Source organism: Pseudothauera hydrothermalis, assembly GCF_003345255.1.
Taxonomy (GTDB): domain Bacteria; phylum Pseudomonadota; class Gammaproteobacteria; order Burkholderiales; family Rhodocyclaceae; genus Pseudothauera; species Pseudothauera hydrothermalis.
Map to the genome: position 1 here is coordinate 321,678 of NZ_CP029331.1, position 19,709 is coordinate 341,386.

General features: G+C 67.2%; 21 protein-coding genes. 15 read left to right on the top strand and 6 right to left on the bottom strand.

The annotated features are described in order from the left end of the window. Positions 1-8: 8 nt before the first annotated feature. Positions 9-1,070 carry an AraC family transcriptional regulator gene (locus tag DIE29_RS01485; RefSeq protein ID WP_102040716.1) on the bottom strand — a complete coding sequence of 354 codons (1,062 nt, stop codon included), beginning with the start codon at positions 1,068-1,070 and terminating at the stop codon, positions 9-11. Positions 1,071-1,186: 116 nt separating this feature from the next. Between DIE29_RS01485 and DIE29_RS01490 the strand changes: the two genes are divergently transcribed. From DIE29_RS01490 to DIE29_RS01540, 11 genes are all read left to right on the top strand, one after another. Next, a complete protein-coding gene (locus DIE29_RS01490; RefSeq protein ID WP_102040717.1) occupies positions 1,187-2,794 on the top strand; it encodes a carboxyl transferase domain-containing protein in 1,608 nt (535 codons plus the stop codon). 18 nt (positions 2,795-2,812) lie between these two features. After that, positions 2,813-3,601, top strand: a complete 789-nt coding sequence (locus DIE29_RS01495) for an enoyl-CoA hydratase/isomerase family protein (protein WP_102040718.1) — start codon at positions 2,813-2,815, stop codon at positions 3,599-3,601. Positions 3,602-3,616: 15 nt separating this feature from the next. After that, complete coding sequence (locus tag DIE29_RS01500) at positions 3,617-5,620, top strand: acetyl/propionyl/methylcrotonyl-CoA carboxylase subunit alpha (protein WP_102040719.1); 2,004 nt, start codon at positions 3,617-3,619, stop codon at positions 5,618-5,620. A gap of 10 nt (positions 5,621-5,630) precedes the next feature. Next, positions 5,631-6,557, top strand: a complete 927-nt coding sequence (locus DIE29_RS01505) for a hydroxymethylglutaryl-CoA lyase (RefSeq protein WP_114648993.1) — start codon at positions 5,631-5,633, stop codon at positions 6,555-6,557. 115 nt (positions 6,558-6,672) lie between these two features. Further along, positions 6,673-6,864, top strand: a complete 192-nt coding sequence (locus DIE29_RS01510; protein WP_114648994.1) for a DUF1289 domain-containing protein — start codon at positions 6,673-6,675, stop codon at positions 6,862-6,864. Further along, on the top strand, positions 6,861-7,073 hold the full coding sequence (locus tag DIE29_RS01515) for a DUF1289 domain-containing protein (RefSeq protein WP_114648995.1): 213 nt from the start codon (positions 6,861-6,863) through the stop codon (positions 7,071-7,073). The genes DIE29_RS01510 and DIE29_RS01515 overlap by 4 nt, the downstream gene beginning before the upstream one ends. Continuing rightward, positions 7,070-7,990: an MBL fold metallo-hydrolase gene (locus DIE29_RS01520; protein ID WP_114648996.1), complete on the top strand. Its 921-nt coding sequence runs from the start codon at positions 7,070-7,072 to the stop codon at positions 7,988-7,990. Before DIE29_RS01515 ends, DIE29_RS01520 begins: the two co-directional genes overlap by 4 nt. A gap of 58 nt (positions 7,991-8,048) precedes the next feature. Then, positions 8,049-9,500 (top strand): alanine/glycine:cation symporter family protein, encoded by a 1,452-nt coding sequence (locus DIE29_RS01525; RefSeq protein WP_114648997.1) that lies wholly within the window; start codon positions 8,049-8,051, stop codon positions 9,498-9,500. A gap of 81 nt (positions 9,501-9,581) precedes the next feature. Further along, positions 9,582-10,457, top strand: coding sequence for an RNase adapter RapZ (gene rapZ / locus DIE29_RS01530; RefSeq protein ID WP_114648998.1), 876 nt, complete (start codon positions 9,582-9,584; stop codon positions 10,455-10,457). Continuing rightward, entirely contained in the window at positions 10,454-10,843 is a 390-nt protein-coding gene (locus DIE29_RS01535; protein ID WP_114648999.1) for a NusG domain II-containing protein, read from the top strand. The genes rapZ and DIE29_RS01535 overlap by 4 nt, the downstream gene beginning before the upstream one ends. Then, positions 10,824-11,348 (top strand): Gx transporter family protein, encoded by a 525-nt coding sequence (locus tag DIE29_RS01540; protein ID WP_174202279.1) that lies wholly within the window; start codon positions 10,824-10,826, stop codon positions 11,346-11,348. Before DIE29_RS01535 ends, DIE29_RS01540 begins: the two co-directional genes overlap by 20 nt. Here DIE29_RS01540 and DIE29_RS01545 read toward each other — a convergent pair. The 5 genes from DIE29_RS01545 to DIE29_RS01565 all read right to left on the bottom strand — a co-directional run bounded on the left by DIE29_RS01545 (position 11,296) and on the right by DIE29_RS01565 (position 15,945). Beyond that, positions 11,296-12,747, bottom strand: a complete 1,452-nt coding sequence (locus DIE29_RS01545; protein ID WP_205409761.1) for a sensor histidine kinase — start codon at positions 12,745-12,747, stop codon at positions 11,296-11,298. The genes DIE29_RS01540 and DIE29_RS01545 overlap by 53 nt on opposite strands. Then, positions 12,744-13,406 carry a response regulator transcription factor gene (locus DIE29_RS01550; RefSeq protein WP_102043055.1) on the bottom strand — a complete coding sequence of 221 codons (663 nt, stop codon included), beginning with the start codon at positions 13,404-13,406 and terminating at the stop codon, positions 12,744-12,746. The genes DIE29_RS01545 and DIE29_RS01550 overlap by 4 nt, the downstream gene beginning before the upstream one ends. Positions 13,407-13,592: 186 nt before the next feature. Further along, positions 13,593-14,981: a sensor histidine kinase gene (locus tag DIE29_RS01555; protein ID WP_102040727.1), complete on the bottom strand. Its 1,389-nt coding sequence runs from the start codon at positions 14,979-14,981 to the stop codon at positions 13,593-13,595. Further along, positions 14,978-15,640 (bottom strand): response regulator transcription factor, encoded by a 663-nt coding sequence (locus DIE29_RS01560; RefSeq protein WP_114649000.1) that lies wholly within the window; start codon positions 15,638-15,640, stop codon positions 14,978-14,980. The genes DIE29_RS01555 and DIE29_RS01560 overlap by 4 nt, the downstream gene beginning before the upstream one ends. Then, entirely contained in the window at positions 15,640-15,945 is a 306-nt protein-coding gene (locus DIE29_RS01565) for a PepSY domain-containing protein (RefSeq protein WP_108079496.1), read from the bottom strand. Before DIE29_RS01565 ends, DIE29_RS01560 begins: the two co-directional genes overlap by 1 nt. A 158-nt stretch (positions 15,946-16,103) precedes the next feature. On the opposite strand from DIE29_RS01565, the gene DIE29_RS01570 reads away from it, so the two are divergent. The 4 genes from DIE29_RS01570 (at position 16,104) to cysK (ending at position 19,477) form a co-directional block, all read left to right on the top strand. Next, entirely contained in the window at positions 16,104-16,526 is a 423-nt protein-coding gene (locus DIE29_RS01570) for a DUF1924 domain-containing protein (RefSeq protein WP_114649001.1), read from the top strand. Positions 16,527-16,551: 25 nt separating this feature from the next. After that, positions 16,552-17,055: a diheme cytochrome c gene (locus DIE29_RS01575; RefSeq protein WP_237269487.1), complete on the top strand. Its 504-nt coding sequence runs from the start codon at positions 16,552-16,554 to the stop codon at positions 17,053-17,055. 19 nt (positions 17,056-17,074) lie between these two features. Further along, positions 17,075-18,388 carry a ferredoxin reductase family protein gene (locus DIE29_RS01580; RefSeq protein ID WP_102040731.1) on the top strand — a complete coding sequence of 438 codons (1,314 nt, stop codon included), beginning with the start codon at positions 17,075-17,077 and terminating at the stop codon, positions 18,386-18,388. Between the two features lie 108 nt (positions 18,389-18,496). Then, positions 18,497-19,477 (top strand): cysteine synthase A, encoded by a 981-nt coding sequence (gene cysK / locus DIE29_RS01585; protein ID WP_102040732.1) that lies wholly within the window; start codon positions 18,497-18,499, stop codon positions 19,475-19,477. Positions 19,478-19,709 lie beyond the last annotated feature (232 nt).

The following is a 19,709-nucleotide window of genomic DNA, read 5'->3' on the forward strand; positions in this document are numbered from 1 at the left end:
GCCGGGGCTCAAATGTGTGCCGCCTCGACTCCGTCTTCTGCCTTCGCCCTGAACCGCCCTGGCGCCATGCCGGTCCAGTCACGAAATGCCCGCGAAAAACTCTTTTCGCTGTCGAAACCCACTGCGGCGGCAATTTGCTTGATCGGTTTGCGGGTTTGCAGCAGCAGTCGGATGGCCCGCTCGCGGCGCGCTTCGTCTTTGAGGCGCTGCAGCGACACGCCTTCGGCCTTCAATTGGCGGTGCAAGGTGCGCACCGACATGTTGAGCTGGGCGGCCAACTCTTCCGCGGTGCGGACCAGGCCGGCACTGTTGGCAAGGATCTGGCGGACGCTGTGCACCAGCAGACGGTCGCGGCGGTAGTGATGCACGGTCAGTGGCAGGGCGCGCTGCAGCATGGCGCGCAGGGCCTGGTCGTCGCGGCACAATGGCAGTCCCAGGTAGCGGGCGTCGAAGCTCAAACCCGCGGCTTCGGCGTCAAAGCGCAGCGGGCCGGGGAAAAGGTAGGGGTAGGCGTCGGCGTGCCGCGGGGCGGGGAAGGGCAGCGTGGTTTCCACCAGCGCGATGCGTGAATCGATCAGCCAGCAGGCGTAGCCGAGCAGATTGCGCAGCATGGAGACCAGGCAGAACTCGCGCATCGCGCCGAAGTCTCGCTCTTCGGTTATGCGGATGGTGGCGAGCTGGCGGGTGTGGGTCAGTGTCAGCGCCAGATCGTCGGTCAACAGACGGTGATGACGGCACCAGCGTTTGAGCGCCACTTCCAGCGTGGGCGAGGTGAGCGAGGCGCGCGCCAGCATGCCATAACTGCCCCACGGCAGACGGCGGGAGAACCAGCCCAGCGCTTCGTCGTCCAGTTCCTGCATGGCCAGCGCGGAGATGGTTTCCATTTGTGCAGCGGTGACCCGTGCGTCGGGGTCGTTCAGAGCGTCTGCCGAAATCTGCGCCTGACGCAGCGCGTTGGCCGGATCCTGCCCGCGTACCCGGTACCCGAGGACGATCGCACGGATAAAGGCCATCGGCGTGACGGCTCGGCCGCGGGTAAGATCGAGTGGAGCGGGCAGGTGCGTTTTCATCGGTCGGCATCCTGCGCTGGCGTGGCAGAAATTGCAACCATGTTGGCAGCCGCGCGGGGGTGTTTGCCGCTAGGCTTTCCAGATATCCCGGTCACGAGTGTTGAGGACGAGGAGACATGAGCACGATCAAATCCGCGATCAATCCGCGCAGTGCGGAATTTCAGGCCAATGCCGCAACCATGCGCGGGCTGGTCGATGACTTGCGGGACAAGGTCGCCCGCATCATTCAAGGCGGCGGTGAGGCGGCGCGCGCCAAGCACACCGCGCGTGGCAAACTGCTGCCGCGCGACCGGGTGGACCATTTGCTCGATCCGGGCACGGCCTTTCTGGAAATCGGCCAGATGGCCGCCTTTGGCATGTATGACGATGACGCCCCCTCGGCCGGGCTGATCGCCGGCGTTGGCCGGGTGCAGGGCGTCGAATGCATGATCGTGGCCAACGATGCCACGGTCAAGGGCGGCACCTACTACCCGATGACGGTGAAGAAGCACCTGCGCGCGCAGGAAATCGCCGAACAGAACAACCTGCCCTGCATCTACCTGGTGGATTCGGGCGGTGCGTTCTTGCCCCGGCAGGACGAAGTCTTCCCCGACCGCGACCATTTCGGTCGTATCTTCTTCAACCAAGCCAATATGTCGGCCAAGGGCATTCCGCAAATCGCCGTGGTGATGGGCTCATGTACCGCGGGCGGGGCCTATGTGCCGGCGATGTCGGATGAAACGGTGATCGTCAAAAACCAGGGCACCATTTTCCTTGGCGGCCCCCCGTTGGTGAAGGCCGCAACTGGCGAAGTGGTGAGCGCCGAAGAGCTGGGCGGCGGCGATGTGCACACCCGCCTTTCCGGCGTGGCCGACCACCTGGCCGAGAACGACAACCATGCGCTGTCGATTGCCCGGCGGATCGTCGCCAACCTCAACCGGGTCAAGCCGCAAGGGTTGGCGCTGGGCGAGGGCGAGGCGCCGATCTACGATCCGGAGGAAATCTACGGCATCATCCCCACCGACACCCGCAAGCCCTTCGATGTGCGCGAGATCATCGCACGGGTCGTCGACGGTTCGCGTTTTGACGAATTCAAGGCGCGTTATGGCCCCACCCTGGTGTGCGGCTTCGCCCAACTTTATGGCTACCCGGTGGGCATCGTCGCCAACAACGGCATTTTGTTTGGCGAGTCGGCGCAAAAGGGCGCGCATTTCATCGAATTGTGCGGCCAACGCGGCATTCCGTTGCTGTTCCTGCAAAACATCACCGGCTTCATGGTCGGGCGCAAATACGAAAATGGCGGCATCGCCAAAGACGGCGCCAAGATGGTGACCGCGGTATCCACTGTCCAGGTGCCCAAAATCACTACGCTGATCGGCGGCAGCTTTGGTGCCGGCAACTATGGCATGTGCGGGCGGGCGTTCAGTCCGCGTTTTCTGTGGACCTGGCCTAACAGCCGGATCAGCGTCATGGGCGGCGAACAGGCTGCCAGCGTGCTGGCTACGGTGCGCCGTGACGGTATCGAAGCCAAGGGTGGCCATTGGAGCAAGGAAGAAGAAGAAGCTTTCAAGGCGCCCATCCGCGAGCAGTACGAAGTGCAGGGTCATCCCTACTATGCCACCGCACGGCTGTGGGATGACGGCGTGATCGATCCGGCGCAGACCCGGCGGGTGCTGGGGCTGTCGCTGTCGGCTGCGCTCAATGCGCCGATTGCGCTGACCAAGTTCGGCGTGTTCCGTATGTAAGGCGGGCGAGGAGACGACATGTACGAAACCCTGGAAATCGAACTGAAGAACGGCGTGGCCACGGTGTGGATGAACCGCCCGGACGTGCATAACGCTTTCAATGCACAGCTGATCGCCGACCTCACCGCGGCCTGCCGCCAGCTCGACGCTGACGACACGGTGCGGGTGGTGGTGCTGGCCGGGCGTGGCAAGAGTTTTTCGGCCGGCGCCGACCTGAACTGGATGAAAGCCGCCGGTGCCGCCAGCGAGGCGGACAACTTTGCCGACGCAATGAAGCTCGCCGGCATGCTGCGCACCCTGGCCGAACTGGACAAGCCCACCATCGCGCGGGTGCATGGTGCGGCGCTGGGTGGCGGCATGGGGTTGGCCAGCGCTTGCGATATGTGTGTGGCCGGTGACCGCGCGGTGTTTGCCACCTCCGAGGTCAAGTTCGGCATCATCCCCGCGGCCATCAGCCCGTATGTGATCCGCGCCATTGGCGAACGCCAAGCCTACCGTTACTTCCAGACCGCGGAGCGCATCGATGCTGCGCGCGCGCTCGCCTTGGGGCTGGCGCACGAAGTGGTGGCCAGCGAAGTGCTGGACGCCAAGGTGGCCGAGATCGTCGAGGCTTTGCTGCTGGGCGGCCCCAAAGCGCAGGCGGCGGCCAAGCGCCTGATCCGTGCGGTGGGCAACCGGCCGCTGTCCGATGCGGTGGTCGAAGACACCGCGCGGCGTATTGCGCAACTGCGTGCCACGCCGGAAGCGCGCGAGGGCTTGAGCGCCTTCCTGGACAAGCGTCCGGCCCAGTGGGTGCCGAGGGCCTGAGGAGGGAAGCAAACAATGTTCGAAAAGATTTTGATCGCCAATCGCGGAGAGATTGCCTGCCGCGTCATCAAAACTGCCCGCCGCATGGGCATCAAAACCGTGGCGGTGTATTCGGAGGCCGATGCCAACGCGCGTCATGTGTGCCTGGCCGACGAGGCGGTACTGATCGGACCTGCGGCTGCGCGCGAGAGCTATCTGGTGATCGAGCGCATCATTGCCGCGGCCAAGGCCACTGGCGCGCAGGCCATCCATCCGGGCTATGGCTTTCTGTCCGAGAACGAAGACTTCTGCCACGCCTGCATTGATGCCGGTATCGTCTTCATCGGCCCGCCGGTGGCGGCCATTCGCGCCATGGGCTCCAAGTCGGAAGCCAAGAAGCTGATGGAAGCGGCCGGCGTGCCGCTCACCCCCGGCTACCATGGCGACGATCAGGACCCGGCGCATTTACACCGACAGGCCGATGCCATCGGCTATCCGGTGCTGATCAAGGCCGCCGCAGGCGGGGGCGGCAAGGGCATGCGCCTGGTGGAAAAATCCGAGGACTTCCTGGAGCTGCTCGCCTCCTGCAAGCGCGAGGCAGCCTCCAGCTTTGGCGACGACCATGTGTTGGTGGAAAAGTACATTACCCGGCCGCGGCACATCGAAATCCAGGTGTTCGGCGACACCCATGGCAACATGGTGTATCTGTTCGAGCGCGACTGCTCGGTACAGCGCCGTCATCAGAAGGTGCTGGAAGAAGCGCCCGCTCCCGGTATGACGCCCGAGCGCCGCGCGGCGATGGGCAAAGCTGCGGTCGATGCCGCCAAGGCGGTGGGCTATGTCGGTGCCGGTACGGTGGAGTTCATCGCCAATCAGGACGGCTCGTTCTACTTCATGGAGATGAACACCCGGCTACAGGTCGAGCACCCGGTCACCGAGATGATCACCGGGCTGGACCTGGTCGAATGGCAACTGCGCGTGGCCGCGGGCGAAAAACTGCCGTTGACCCAAGAACAATTGCAGATCCGCGGCCATGCGCTGGAAGCGCGTATTTACGCCGAAGACCCGGCCAAGGGCTTTTTGCCGTCCACCGGCAAGCTGCTTCACCTGGCGCCGCCGGCCGAATCCCTGCATGTGCGGGTGGATACCGGCGTGGAGGAAGGTGACGAAATCAGCCCGCACTACGACCCGATGATCGCCAAGCTGATCGTCTGGGACGTCAACCGCGACCGCGCGCTGGCCCGCATGTTGCAGGCGCTGGCCGACTATCGCGTGGTCGGGGTGGTCAACAACATCGACTTTCTTGCGCGGCTGGTGGCGTGTCCGGCCTTTGCCAACGCCGACCTGGACACCGGCTTGATCGAGCGAGAAAAGGATTACCTGTTTCCGCAAGATCGGAGCGCGCCGGATGAAGTTTTCTTCATCGCCGCGCTGGCCGAATTGCTGCGCGAATCCGAACGCGCCCAAAAAAATGCGCGGCGCGACACCCATCCGGCCTCGCCCTGGCATGCGCGCGACGGTTGGCGCCTGAACGCCACCGCCCAGCGGGTGCTCTTGTTCCGTTGGCAAGAACAGGAAGCCGCGGTCACCGTGGCCTATCTGGCCGACGGCTATCGTCTCAGCCTCGATGGGCGCAGTGTCACCGCGCGTGGCGAGCTCAACCCGCGCGGGCTGCTGCGGGTGGACTTCGACGGCAAGCGCCTGGACGCCACGGTGATTGCTGCCGCCGGCCGCCGCCACGTGTTTGCTCAGGGCCGGGCCTGGTCGCTGGCCGCGGTCGATCCCTTGCATCACGCCGGCGAAGGGGGCGGCATTGAAGGCGGGTTGGTGGCGCCGATGCCGGGCAAGGTCATTGCCCTGGTTGCCGCCGAAGGTGCCAAGGTGGAAAAGGGGGCGCCGCTCTTGATTCTGGAGGCGATGAAGATGGAGCACACCATCACCGCGCCCGCCGCAGGCACGGTCAAGGCGTTTCGCTTCGGTGTGGGCGACCAGGTGGGCGACGGCGCCGAACTGGTCGAGTTCGAGCCGGCCGCCGGCTGAGGAGGCGATCATGGACCTGCCCAAGACCGTTCGTCTGGTCGAAGTCGGCCCGCGCGACGGGCTGCAGAACGAAAAGCAGCTGGTGCCGGCCGACACCAAGGTGGAGCTGATCCGCCGCCTGGCCGCCGCCGGACTGACTACCATCGAAGTGACCTCCTTCGTGTCTCCGAAGTGGGTGCCGCAGATGGCTGACAGCACCGAGGTGCTCAGCCGGGTGCTCGGTGGCGCAGCGCCGGCCGGGCTCGACTACCCGGTGCTCACCCCCAACCTCAAGGGCTTCGAGGCCGCACTGGCGGCCGGCGCCCGCGAGGTGGCGGTGTTCGGCGCGGCCAGTGAAACTTTCAGCCAAAAGAACATCAATTGCTCGATTGCCGAATCGCTGGCGCGCTTTCGCCCGGTTACCGAAGCGGCGCAAGCCGCCGGGGTGCGGGTGCGCGGCTATGTCTCCTGCGTGGCCGGTTGCCCGTATGAAGGGCCGGTGGCGCCGGAGAAAGTTGCTGAAGTGGCCGAAACCCTGCTGGCCATGGGGTGTTATGAAATCTCCCTGGGCGATACCATAGGCACCGGTAACCCGGCCTCCATCCGCCGTATGCTCGAAGCGGTGCTGCGCCGCGTGCCCGCCGAGCGCCTGGCTGGCCACTACCATGATACCTACGGCATGGCCGCCGCCAATGTGTACGCCTCTCTGCAGATGGGCGTGGCGGTGTTCGACGCCTCGGTCGGCGGTCTGGGCGGTTGTCCTTACGCCGCGGGGGCCTCCGGCAATGTCGCCACCGAGGACCTGGTCTGGCTGTTCGACGGCATGGGGCTGCAGACCGGCATCGACCTGGATGCGCTGGTGGATGTGGCCGCCTGGATCAGCGCCCAGCTCGGCCGCCAACCGGCCTCGCGCGTGGCCCGCGCGGTGCTGGCCAAGCGCGCCAAGGCTTGCGCCTGACATCGCTGCCGGAGCGGCCTGGGCCGCGATTGGGTCGCAGGACGGGGAACCACGACGCGCAGCGCAACATCGAAGCCACGCCCCAGGACAACAACGACTGCACCCCCGACCGACCATGAGCATTCCCTCCCCCTGCATCAATGTCTGCCGCATGGACGCCCAACGCCAGTTCTGCGAGGGCTGTTTGCGCACCATTGCGGAAATCACCGCCTGGAGTCGCGCCGACGATGCCGAGCGGCTGCGCATTTTGGCTGCGGTGGCCGAGCGCCGCGCGGCGCGGGCTGCCAGCGGAGAGGCGGCGCGATGAGCAACGACGCGCTGTGCGTGGGGGTGTGCATGATCGATTGGGATACCGGCGTATGCCTCGGCTGCGGGCGCACCTCGGACGAGATCGATGGCGTGCCGGTGGCCGAGCCGCCGCCGGCGGAATTGCCGCAGCCGCAGCCGCAGCAGTCCGCGGTCGCCGCGCCGCTGCCGCCCAATGTGGCCGCTGCCCTCGGGGAGGGCAGCGATTGAGCGCACCGCCCCGGCTGCCTCCCGGTGTGCAGGTGTTCGAGCGCGGCTGGCTGTCGGCCAACAACATCCTGCTCGACGACGGCGAGCAGGCCACGCTGATCGATAGCGGCTATGTCAGCCACGCCCCGCAAACCGTCGCCCTGCTGCGTGAGGCGCTGGGTGCGCGGCCGCTTGCGCGCTTGATCAACACCCATTCGCATTCCGACCATATCGGCGGCAATGCTGCGGTGCAGGCCGCCTTTGGGTGCACCATCAGCGTGCCGGCCGGCATGTACCAGGCGGTGGCCGACTGGGACGAGGATGCCTTGCTGCTCACCGTGGCCGCCCAGCAGGGCGCGCCTTTCCGCGCCGACCACGCGCTGGCGGCCGGCGAGTCCTTCGTTGCTGGCGGGCTCGTCTGGCAGGCGCACGCCGCGCCGGGGCACGATATGGACGCGCTGGTGTTCTACAACCCGGAACATCGCGTGCTGATTTCGGGCGATGCGCTGTGGCAGGACGGCTTTGGCATCTTGTTTGCCGATGTGCTCGGCACCGGCGACGGCTTGGGCGCAGCCCGGCGCACCCTGGAGGCCATTGCCCGCTTGCCGGTGGACTTGGTCATTCCGGGGCATGGTGCGCCGTTCGTGGAGTTCGACCAGGCGCTGGAACGCGCTTTTGGCCGCCTGCGCGCGTTCGAGGCGGACGGTGCGCGTATTGCGCGCAACGCCATCCGCGCCTGTATCGCGTTCACCTTGCTGGAGCGTCGCCAGTTGGCGGTGGCAGAGCTGGCCAAGCTGCTGACCGAGGTGCCCTTGTACCGCGAGGCCAATGCGCGGTTTCTGGGGTTGAGCACCGATGCCTTGAGCGACTGGCTGCTGGGCGATCTGCAGCGCGCGGGGGTGTTGCGACGTGAAGGCGACCGGCTGTTTGCCGTCTGAGCGCCCGTAAGCGGCGACAAACAATTACAATCCGGCCCTTTTTCGGCAATCTCTTTCCATGCAAGCAATCGTCGATGGCATCAACGGCTGGGTGTGGAGCCCGGCGCTGGTCTACCTGTGTTTGATCGTCGGACTTTATTTCTCCCTGCGCACCCGCTTCATGCAGGTGCGGCATTTTTCCGAGATGGTGCGCGCCATCTTCCGCGGGCGTAGCTCCTCGGCCGGGGTGTCGTCTTTCCAGGCGCTGAGTCTCGCGCTCTCCGGGCGGGTCGGCACCGGCAACATCGCCGGCGTGGCCACTGCCATCGGCTTCGGCGGTCCCGGCGCGGTGTTCTGGATGTGGATGGTGGCCTTCCTCGGTGCTGCGACCGCCTATATCGAGTCGGCGCTCGGCCAAATCTACAAAATCGAGCACCACGGCTTGTACCGCGGCGGCCCCGCGTATTACATCGAGAAGGGGCTGGGCTGGCGTGTGTATGCGGTGGTGTTCGCGGTGATGACGGTGTTCGCCTGCGGCCTGCTGCTGCCGGGGGTGCAGACCAACAGTATCGCGGCCAGCATGGAAAACGCCTTCGGGATCAATCCGGCGGTCACCGGCACGGTCATCGTCATATTGCTCGGGCTGATCATTTTCGGCGGCGTGCGCCGTATCGCCCAGGTCACCCAGGTGGTGGTGCCGTTCATGGCGCTGGGCTATATCCTGGCTGCGGCCGTGGTGGTGGCGCTCAACATCGAGAAGGTGCCCGAGGTCATCGGCCTGATCCTGTCGTCGGCCTTCGGGCTCGACGCCGGTTTCGGCGCGATGATCGGTCTGGCCATCCAGTGGGGCGTCAAACGTGGGGTGTATTCCAACGAGGCCGGCCAGGGTACCGGACCGCACGCCGCCGCGGCGGCGGAAGTGTCGCACCCGGCGGCGCAGGGCCTGGTACAGGCGTTCTCGGTGTATGTCGATACGCTGTTCGTGTGCTCGGCAACCGCGTTCATGGTGCTGATCGCCGGCACCTACAATGTCACCGGTCCGGACGGCGCACAGGTGTTCACCGGCCTGGCCAACATCGCCGCCGGCACCGGCTTCACCCAGGCGGCCATGGAATCGGTGCTGCCCGGCTTCGGCTCGATGTTCGTGGCGGTCGCGCTGTTTTTCTTCGCCTTCACCACGGTGCTGGCCTACTACTACATTGCCGAGACCAACCTGGCCTACCTGACCCGCAACCTGCGCTCGGAGGTGCTGACCTTCGTGCTGCGCGTGGGCCTGATCGGCTCGGCGCTGTATGGCTGCGTGCGTACCAGCGATCTTGCCTGGGGACTGGGCGACATCGGTGTCGGCATCATGGCCTGGCTCAACATCTTTGCCATTCTGTTGTTGCAAAAGCCGGCGCTGGCCGCGCTGCGCGATTACGAAGCGAAAAAGGCCAACGGCCGCATCGAACCAGACTTCGATCCGCGTCCGCTGGACATTGCCAACGCCACGTGGTGGCAAGCGCGCGCGATCGGGCGCGAACGTCCGTGAATCCGCGCCGGCGCGGCCGCGCGCCCGGCCGCGCCGGTGCGCTATAGTGTGCGTGGATAGGGTGTGAATCCCGGGGGGCGCATGCAGGTCATTCTCATCAGCGGTCTTTCCGGCTCGGGCAAGAGCGTTGCGCTCAACGTGCTGGAAGACGCCAGCTATTACGTGGTGGACAATCTGCCGGCCACGTTGCTGCCGCAGTTGGTCGCGTATTTGCGCGATGCCGGTTACCGCCGTGTGGCAGTCGCGGTGGATGTGCGCTCCGGGGCAAACATCGCCGCCTTGCCGCAGCAGGTGGATCAGTTGCGTGCGATGGTGGATGACCTGCGCTTCATCTTCTTGGAAGCGCGGGATGACGCGCTGATCGCGCGTTTTTCGGAAACCCGTCGCAAGCATCCGCTGGCCCGCGAAGGGGTGTCGCTGGAAGAGGCCATTCAATGCGAACGCGATCTGCTGGCCAAGGTCGCCGAACTGGGCCACCGGGTCGATACCAGCGATCTGCAAGCCAATACCTTGCGCGCCTGGGTCAAGGATTTCGTGAATATCGCGGCCACCGAAGGGCTGACTTTGATGTTCCAGTCCTTCGGCTTCAAATACGGCATTCCGCTCGATGCCGATCTGGTGTTCGACGTGCGTTGTTTGCCTAATCCGCACTACGATCCGCGTCTGCGCCCGCTTACTGGGCGCGATCGGCCGGTGATCGATTTTCTCGCCGGTGTGCCCGAGGTCGGCCGCATGGCCGAGGACATCCGCCGCTTCGTCGACACCTGGCTGCCGGCTTATGTGCGCGACAACCGCAGTTATCTCACCGTGGCCATCGGCTGCACCGGTGGCCAGCACCGCTCGGTCTATCTGGCCGAGTGGCTGGCCGAACGCTTCCGGGATCGTGTCCGTGTGCTGGTGCGCCACCGCAGTGCGGCCCGGCGGGCTTCGGACGCCGGCGGCCACGGCGCGTCATGAACAATCGGCTGGCCGACTGGCTGCCGCTGGTCCGTCCTGGCGACTGGTTAGTGATCGGCGCCGGGCTGGCGCTGTGCGTGGTGGCCACCGTCACCCTGTGGCGCGGCGGCGCGCCCGACAAAGCCGTGGTGCGCGCCGGCGGCGAGCTCTTTGGCGAGTATGGCCTGAGCGCCCCGCAGCGCATCGAAGTGCCCGGACCGCTGGGCGTCAGCGTGATCGAGATCCAGCCCGGCCGCGCCCGGGTGGCGGCCGATCCCGGCCCGCATCAGTATTGTGTGCGTCAGGGCTGGCTGACCCAGGCCGGCGCGGTGGCGATCTGCGCGCCCAATCAGGTGAGCCTGAGCTTGAGCGGGCGCAACGGACAGTATGACTCGCTCAACTATTGAGTTGGTGCCTACCGCCGAGGATCACCGCATTGCCCGTCATGCGGCGGCCGCCATCGTGCTCACCGTGGCCGAGGCCGCCATCCCGCTGCCGCTGCCCGGTGTGAAGCCCGGGCTGGCCAACATCGTCACTTTGATCGTGCTGGCGCGCTGGGGCTGGCGCGAAGCGGTGTGGGTGGCGCTGCTGCGGGTGCTGGCCGGTAGCCTGCTGCTTGGCCAGTTTCTGGCCCCGGGTTTTTTTCTCAGCCTGTCCGGCGCGCTTGCCAGCCTGTTGACCCTGGGGCTGGCCATGCACCTGCCCCGGCGTTGGTTTGGCCCGGTCAGCCTGTCCATCTTTGCCGCCTGCGCCCATATCGGCGCCCAATTGGCGCTCGCTCGGCTGTGGCTGGTACCCCATGATGGGGTTTTTTACCTGGTCCCGGTGTTTGCCGCCGCGGCGCTGTTGTTTGGCGTAGTCAATGGCCTGATTGCCGCCCGCCTGCTGCGCGAGCTGCCGCGTGCGGGCTGAGGGGGCGGGCGCAGTCCGCCGCCGCCCGCTTTAGTCCGCACAGCGCGGCACGCAAACCGCCTTGCGGACGATTCGACAACGCCAGCCGACCGCCGTGCAGTGCCATGATGCGCGCGACGATGGCCAGCCCCAGGCCGCTGCCTTCGACTGTGCCGGTGACGCGGAAAAAGCGTTCGCCCAAGCGCGCCAGCGCGTCGGGCGGCACGCCGGGGCCGTTGTCGGCTACCACCAGATCAACGGCCTGGCCGTGGTCCTCGACCGCGACCTGGATGGCGGCCTCCGCCGGCGAGTAGCGCAGCGCGTTGTCCAACAGGTTGCGCAAGGCGATCTGTAGCAGGTCGGCGTCGCCGGCCACCGCGGGGGTGTCGGGGGAGAGCGTGTGGGTGATGCGTTGCGCTGCCGCGGGCGTGCTCTGGCGCAGTGCCTCGAGCGTGTGGTCGACCAACGCGTGCAGGCTCACCGCGCCGGGGTCGGGCAAGGTGTTGAGCGGGTCCAGGCGGGCCAGACGCAGCAACTGCTCCACCAATCGGCTGACGCGATCCACGCCATGTTCGAGCTGTCGCAGGGCGTGCTCACGGGCGGCGTCCTCCCTGCACAGACGGGCGACTTGGGTGTGCACTTTGAGCGCAGCCAGCGGCGTGCGCAGTTCATGCGCGGCGTCGGCGGTGAAGCGGCGCTCGTTGTCCAGCGTGCGGGCCACACGCTGGAGCAGCCGGTTGATCGCGCCGACCAGCGGCAGCGCCTCGGTGGGAACCTGCTGAACCGGTATCGGCGCCAGATTGTCCGGGTTGCGTGCGGAAATCTCCCCGGCCAGCCGGTCCAGCGGGCGCAGGGCGCGCAGCACCGACAGATAGATCAGCACGATCAGCACCGGCGAGAGCAGCGCCAGCGGCAACACGGTGTGACTGGCCACCTCCAGGGCGGCACGGTCGCGCAGGGCGATGGACTGCGCCACCTGCACCCGGTAGCGGCCGTCCTGCGAGGCTACGTTGAGCACCCGCCAAGCAGTGTCTTCGCGCACAATGTCGCGGTAGCCGGTTACACCCAGCACCGGTAGATGCGGCGCGGCTTCGGAGCGCGCCAGGATGCTGCCGTCGGCGCGGCCGATCTGAAATTCCAGCGGCGGCTCATAAATGTTGTCCGCGGCTCCACGCACGGTGGCCAGCCGACCGGCCAGCTCGCGCAGATCGGCTTCGTTGTCGCGCAGCAGGGCCAGCAGCAGACGGCCACTCTGGGCCAAGTTGCCATCCATCAGCTCCTCGGCCTCATGCTGCGCCTGGGTATAGCTCAGCCAGCCGGTGAGCAGCCACAGCAGCAGCACCGCTGCGCACACCGCGGCCAGCAGGCGCCAGCGCAGCGAGCGCAGGCGCAAGGGCGCGTGCGCGGCAGCCTCCCTCATCGGTCCGCGCCCAATTGGTAGCCCAGGCCGCGCACGGTGCGAATGAAGTCGGCACCCAGCTTCTTGCGCAGATGGTGGATATACACTTCCACGGTGTTGCTGCCGGCCTCCTCGCCCCAGGCGTAGAGGCTATCCTCCAACTGAGCGCGGCTGCGGATGTGTTGGGGATGACGCATCAGCGCTTCGAGCAGGGCGAATTCCCGGGCCGACAGCGCCACCTCCCGGCCGGCGCGGGTGACCCGCTTGCTGGCCGGATCCAGGGTCACGTCGCGGTGACTGAGCACCGGCTGCGCCTGTCCGCCGGCCCGGCGCAGCAGGGCGCGGATACGGGCCTGCAGTTCGCCCAGGTCGAAGGGCTTGGTCAGGTAGTCGTCCGCCCCGGCATCCAGTCCGCCGATCTTGTCGGCTTGGGTGTCGCGCGCGGTGAGCACTAGCACCGGGGTGAGATCCCCGCGCCGGCGCAGCGCTTGCAGCACCGCGATGCCATCTTGGCCCGGCAGGCCAAGGTCGAGCACGCAGGCGTCGTACTGGTGACTGGCCAGCGCGGCCAGCGCCGGTCCGCCGTCGTGCACCCAGTCCACCGCGTAGCCGGCCAGACTCAACCCGGCGCGGATGCCGTCGCCAAGCAGCGGGTCGTCTTCCACCAGTAAAATGCGCAATTGTGCCTCCTTCTTTGTCGATGCGCCCCAGCAGGGCGCGGGCTTCATCGACCGGATACTCGCCGCTGAAAGGGTTGGGGTCAATCCCGTGTCCGGGGGGCGAGCGAGCGCTCGTCAGCCACGGCGACGCCAAGTCAGGACGGTGGCTTCAGCCCGGCTCAACGGATCGTTCGCAGTGGCTGGGAATCAAGCAGCAGGCAAGCGTAGCATTACACGTAACCCACCTTGTGAAGTGGTTGCCAGTTCAATGCCGCCGCCATAGGCTTGTGCCAAATCACGCACGATGGCCAGCCCCAGTCCGCTGCCCGGGGTATGTTCGTCCGCCCGCACACCGCGCTCGAGTACCGCATGTAGGGCGTCTTCCCGCAGGCCGGGGCCGTCGTCGGTGATCGTCACCTGCAGCATCCCGTCACTGCACGCTGCTTGCACCTCAACTTGGCTGCGCGCCCATTTGCAGGCATTGTCCAGCAGGTTGCCGAGCATCTCCTGCAGATCCTGCTCTTCGCCGCGAAAAGAAACGCCGACCGGGCAGTCGACCAGCTGCAGCCGGATGTGGCGCCCGGCATGCACGCGTGCCATGACGCGCAGCAATCCCTCGATGGCCGGGCGCAGCGCGCAGCGCAGGCCGGGCACCTGCACCGCTGCGGCGGCGCGGGCGCGGGCAAGGTGGTGGTCCACCTGCACCTGAGCGGCGGCGACCTGTTCGCGCACCAGGCTGGCCAGCGGGCCGTTCTCGCTGGCCGCTGCGTTGGCCAGCACCGTCAGCGGCGTCTTGAGCGCATGGGCCAGGTTGCCCGCATGGGTGCGCGCGCGGGCGACCACTTCGGCGTTGCGTGCCAGCACGCCGTTGAACTCATCGACCAGCGGCTGGATCTCCGACGGAAAACGCCCGGCGATGGCCTGGGCCTCGCCCCGGCGCACCGTGGCCAGGCCGTCCCGCAGGCGGGCTAGCGGGCGCAGGCCGATGCGTACCTGTACGACCGCGGCCGCCACCAAGCCGGCGGCGAGCACACCCAGCGCCAGCAGCAACTGGCCGGTGAAACGGTCCTGGGCTGCGCTCAGCAGGGTCTCGTCCGCAGCCACCACCAGGCGCCAGGCCTCCTGCGGGCGCTCGGCTGGACGCACCACGCGCTCGATGGCGCGCACCGCCTTGCCGTCCGGGCCGGCGATGCGGTGGCGATGCACCTCGCCATCGGCTGGGTGGTCGGCCGGTACGCCGAGCACGCCGTCCCACAGCGAGCGTGAGCGCAGCGGCGCGGTGCCGTCGGGCTGCCGGCCGTCGAGCCGCTCCACCTGCCAATACAGGCCGCCATAGGGGCGCCGGGTGCGCGGGTCGGACAGGGGTGAGGCCAGCGTCGGGGTGCCGTCGGCGTCGAAGGCGAGGACGGCGGTGAGCTGGTCGAGGTGGGTGAGCAGCTCGGCATGGAACTGGCGGGACAGATGCTGTGCGAACAGGTCGGATAGCCCCCAGCCCGCGACCGCGATGGTGCCGAGTATCCAGGCCAGCGTACCGGCCAGCAGGCGCAGGCGCAGCGAACCGCGCCAGGCGCCCGGGATGGCGGGGGGCGCGCTCATGCCGGACAGGACAGCCGATAGCCCAGGCCGCGCACGGTCTCGATGCTGCCCGGTGGCAGCTTCTTGCGCAGGCGGCTGATGAACACCTCGATGGTGTTCGAGTCGCGGTCGAAGTCCTGGGCATAGATGTGTTCGGTCAGCTCGGTGCGCGAGACGATCTCGCCGCGCCGGTGCATCAGGTAGGCGAGCACGCGGTACTCGTGGCTGGTGAGGCTCAGGGCCTGCCCGCTGACGCTGACCCGACCGCTGCGTGTGTCCACCACCAGCGGGCCGCACTGCAGTTCCGTGCAGGCCTGGCCGGCGGCGCGGCGGATCAGCGCACGCAGGCGGGCGAGCAGCTCTTCCATGTGGAAGGGCTTGGTCAGATAGTCGTCGGCGCCGGCGTCGATGCCGGCCACCTTCTCGTGCCAGGCGTCGCGCGCGGTGAGGATCAGCACCGGCATCGCGCGCCCGGCGCTGCGCCAGCGGCGCAGTACGCTCAGGCCGTCGAGCTGCGGTAGGCCGAGGTCCAGCACCACCGCGTCGTAGGGCTCCTGGTCGCCCATGAAGTGGGCGTCACGGCCGTTGTCGGCCAGGTCCACCGCGTAGCCGGCGGCAGCGAGCGCCTCGCGCAGCTGGTTTGCCAGCGTCGGTTCGTCCTCGGCCACCAGCAGGCGCATCAGTGCTTCTCCTTCTCGCGGCTGCGCAGCACCGCGCCGCTATGTGCGTCGAGTTCGAGCTTGAGCAGCGAGCCGTCGCTGCGCAGCAGCTTGATCTCGTATACCCAGGCGCCGTGCTCGCGCTCGAGCTCGACCTCCATCACCTGGCCGGGGTGCTCGCGCTCCACGGCATCGAGCACCTGGCGCAGCGGCAGGATCTGGCCGGCCTGCAGGGCCTCGCGGGCGCGGTCGTGGTCGCCCGAGGCGAGCGCGAGACCGGTGCCGCCGGCGAGGATCAGGGCGAGGATGGCAAGTTGGCGTTTCATGACGAATCTCCCGGGCGTGGCGCAGGGGCGCGGCGCGTCCCGGAGTCCTGTTTAGCGCGCCGGGGCTGAACGCCGGATGAACGGCTCCTTAAGCATTCGTTCAGCCGCACAGGCCTAGTCTGCAGCCCATCGACATCGCAGATGGGAGAAATTGAGACATGAAAGCTGTCCTGTACGCAATCGCCGCGGCGCTGTCCGCCGGCCTGGCCCAGCCCGGAGCGGCTGCTGCATCCGGCATCGATGCCCAACTGTCGCGCTACGCCGCGCAGGCGCGCGCTGCCGATGCGGGTTTCACGGGCTTCTCGGTCGAGCGCGGTGCGCAACTGCACACGCAGCGCTTCGCCGGTGGCAAGCCAGAGACGCCGGCCTGCGCGAGCTGTCACGGCGCAGATCCGACCAAGCCGGGCAAGACCCGTACCGGCAAGGAGATTGCGCCGATGGCGCTGTCGGCTTCGCCCACTCGCTATGCCGACCCAGCCAAGCTGGAAAAGTGGTTCGGGCGCAACTGCCGCGAGGTGATGGGGCGCGAATGCACGCCGCTGGAAAAGGGCGACTGGCTGAGTTTCATGCGTGCGCGCTGAGCGCGCCGCCGACAAGGAGAAAACCATGAAGATCCTGCGCAAGATTTCCCCACGAGCGGTGATGGCCGTGCTGATGGTGCTTGCACCGGGCCTGTTCGTGCTCGACAAGGCGTTGGCCGGCGGCGGGCATTTCTACCCGCCGGTGACCGACCCGGTGGTGGCCGAAGAGTGCGGCAGCTGCCATATGGCCTACCCGGCCGCGATGCTGCCGGCACGTTCATGGTCGCGGATCATGGGTTCGCTGGACCAGCACTTCGGCGACGACGCCAGCGTGGATGCGCAGACCGCCGCACGCATCGAGCGCTACCTGGTTTGGCACGCCGCCGACGGCCAGGGCGCGCGCTATGCCGGCAAGTTGCTGCGCGGTGTCGCGGCGAATGCGACGCCGCAACGCATCACCGAGCTGCCCAAGTGGGTGCGTGAGCACCGCGAGGTGTCGCGTGCCGAATGGGCCGACCCCAAGGTGGGCTCCAAGGCCAATTGCGCGGCCTGCCATCGCGACGCCGAGCGCGGCTATTTCGACGACTGAATTACTCGGGCGTGTCATCATGAAAACGATCTTGGCAGGGTTTGTTTCCCTAGTCGTACTCGCCTGGGGGCTGAGTCTGGCTGCTCACGGTGCCGGTCCCGGCACGCTGCCCTGGGTGGCGCGCGAGCAGGCGCTGTTGCTCAGCGGTCTGTTGTCGATCGGGCTGATGTCGCTGGCCATGGTGCTGGCTACTCGGCCGGTCTGGCTGGAGCGCCCCTTCGGCGGCATGGACCGGGTCTATCGCGCGCACAAATGGGCTGGGATCCTGGCTGGCGGCTTTGCGGCGTTGCATTGGCTGGTCAAAGAGTCTGGCGGGGTCATCAAGGCCTTGGTCGGCAAGGCCGGACGGCCGCCCAAGGCTGAATACTTCGGTGTGCTGGAGAATCTGCGCGACGCTGCCGAGGAGCTGGGCGAGTTTGTGGTCTATCTGCTGCTGGCCATGGTGTTGCTGGCGCTGTGGAAACGCTTTCCCTACAAGTACTGGCGCCACCTGCATCGCGCCATGCCGGCGTTGTACCTGATGCTGGCCTTTCATGGCGCGGTGTTGGCACCGCTGTGGTGGTGGGGTACACCGGCCGGTGTCGCACTCGGCGTCATGCTGGGGAGCGCTGCGGTGGCAGCGGGGCTCTCACTGGCCGGGCGCATCGGCCGTGGGCGACAGGTGGCGGGTGAAGTGCTGGCGGTCAACCGTCTGTCGCCGGAGGTGACAGAAGTGATTTGCCAACTGTCGGCCGACTGGCCTGGGCACCGCGCCGGGCAGTTTGCTTGGGTGACTTTCGAGCGTCTCGAGGGCGCGCACCCCTTTACCATTGCCAGCGCCGACGGTGGTGATCGCAGGGTGACTTTCCTGATCAAGGCGCTGGGCGATTACACCCGCAGCCTGCCGCAGCGCCTGGCCGTCGGCCAGCCGGTGAGCGTGGAGGGCCCTTACGGACGCTTCGAGCTGGGCCGCCACGACCGCCGCGCGCGGCAGGTGTGGGTGGCTGGCGGCATCGGCGTGACCCCCTTCCTGGCTTGGCTGGGCGCGCTGCGTGCCGACCCTGTGTCCGCGCCTGAGGCCGACCTGCACTACTGTACCCGGCAGCGCACCGGCGACCCCTTTGTGGCACGGCTGCAAGCGCTGTGCGCCGATCTGCCGGGTGTGCGACTACATGTTCATGATAGTGGCGCCGAAGGCCCGCCCTGCGCTGAAATGCTGGGGCTGTCGGCCGGCGGTCGCGCCGAGGTGTGGTTCTGCGGACCCCAGGGCCTGGCCGATCATTTGCGCGCCGGGTTGGCGCGAATTGGCCTGCGTCGCCTGAGCTTTCATCGGGAGGCTTTCGAGATGCGCTGACGGCGCACGGTCGGGTTGCGCCCCGGACGTTAAACCGGCATGCTGCGGTGCAGTCGGTCGGCCGCCTGTGGCCGGCGACGTTTTCGAACCGCTGCATGAGGAGAGCCCATGTCTAATTGGTATGCCGACAACGCAGAGTCCATCGGCCGTACGCCCTTGGTTCGTCTCAACCGTATCCTCGACGGTGCCGGTGCCACGGTGCTGGCCAAGATCGAGGGACGCAATCCGGCCTACTCGGTCAAGTGCCGGATTGGCGCAGCCATGGTGTGGGATGCCGAAAAACGCGGTCTGCTCGGTCCGGGTAAGGAAATCGTCGAGCCGACCAGCGGCAACACCGGCATCGCACTGGCTTTCGTTGCCGCCGCGCGCGGCATTCCGCTCACCCTGACCATGCCGGAAACCATGAGCATCGAGCGGCGTAAGCTGTTGCTGGCCTTCGGCGCCAAGCTGGTGCTGACCGAAGGCGCCAAGGGGATGAGCGGGGCAGTGGCCAAAGCCGAGGAAATCGCCGCTTCCGACCCAGGGCGCTATGTGCTGCTCCAGCAGTTCAAGAATCCGGCCAATCCGGCGATTCATGAAGCCACCACCGGTCCTGAAATCTGGGAGGCGACCGGCGGCCAGATCGATATCTTCGTTGCCGGCGTGGGTACCGGCGGCACCATCACCGGCGTGTCGCGCTACCTCAAGCAGACCCGCGGCAAGGCGGTGCTGTCGGTGGCGGTGGAGCCCAGCGCCAGTCCGGTGCTCACTCAGACGCTCGCCGGCCAGCCGCTCAAGCCGGGGCCGCACAAGATTCAAGGCATCGGTGCTGGCTTTGTGCCGCCGGTGTTGGATCTATCGCTGATAGACGCGGTGGAACAGGTCAGTAACGAGGAGGCCATCGACTATGCCCGTCGCCTGGCGCGCGAAGAAGGCATTTTGTCGGGCATCTCCTGCGGCGCGGCGGTAGCGGTGGCCGCGCGTCTGGCGCGCCGGCCGGAGCATGCGGGCAAGACCATCGTGGTGGTGCTGCCGGATTCGGGCGAGCGTTACCTGAGCTCCGCCCTGTTCGAAGGCATGTTCGACGCCGCCGGTATGCCTTTGGCCTGAGCGGCGCATCTTTCCCAGTTAGGAACCGGCCGCTGGCCGGTTTTTGCTGTCCGGAACATCGCCGCCGGGCGTGCGTCCAACCCGCATCGGAACCCCGCGGGGGCGGATATGCGGACTTGGCTGAGGGCGATTGCGACCGCACTGGCGTGGGTGGCCGGGATGCTGTTTGGCCTGTGGGCGGGTGTGGGCATCGTGCGTGCAGCCGATACGCCGTGGTCGGTAACGCTGCGCG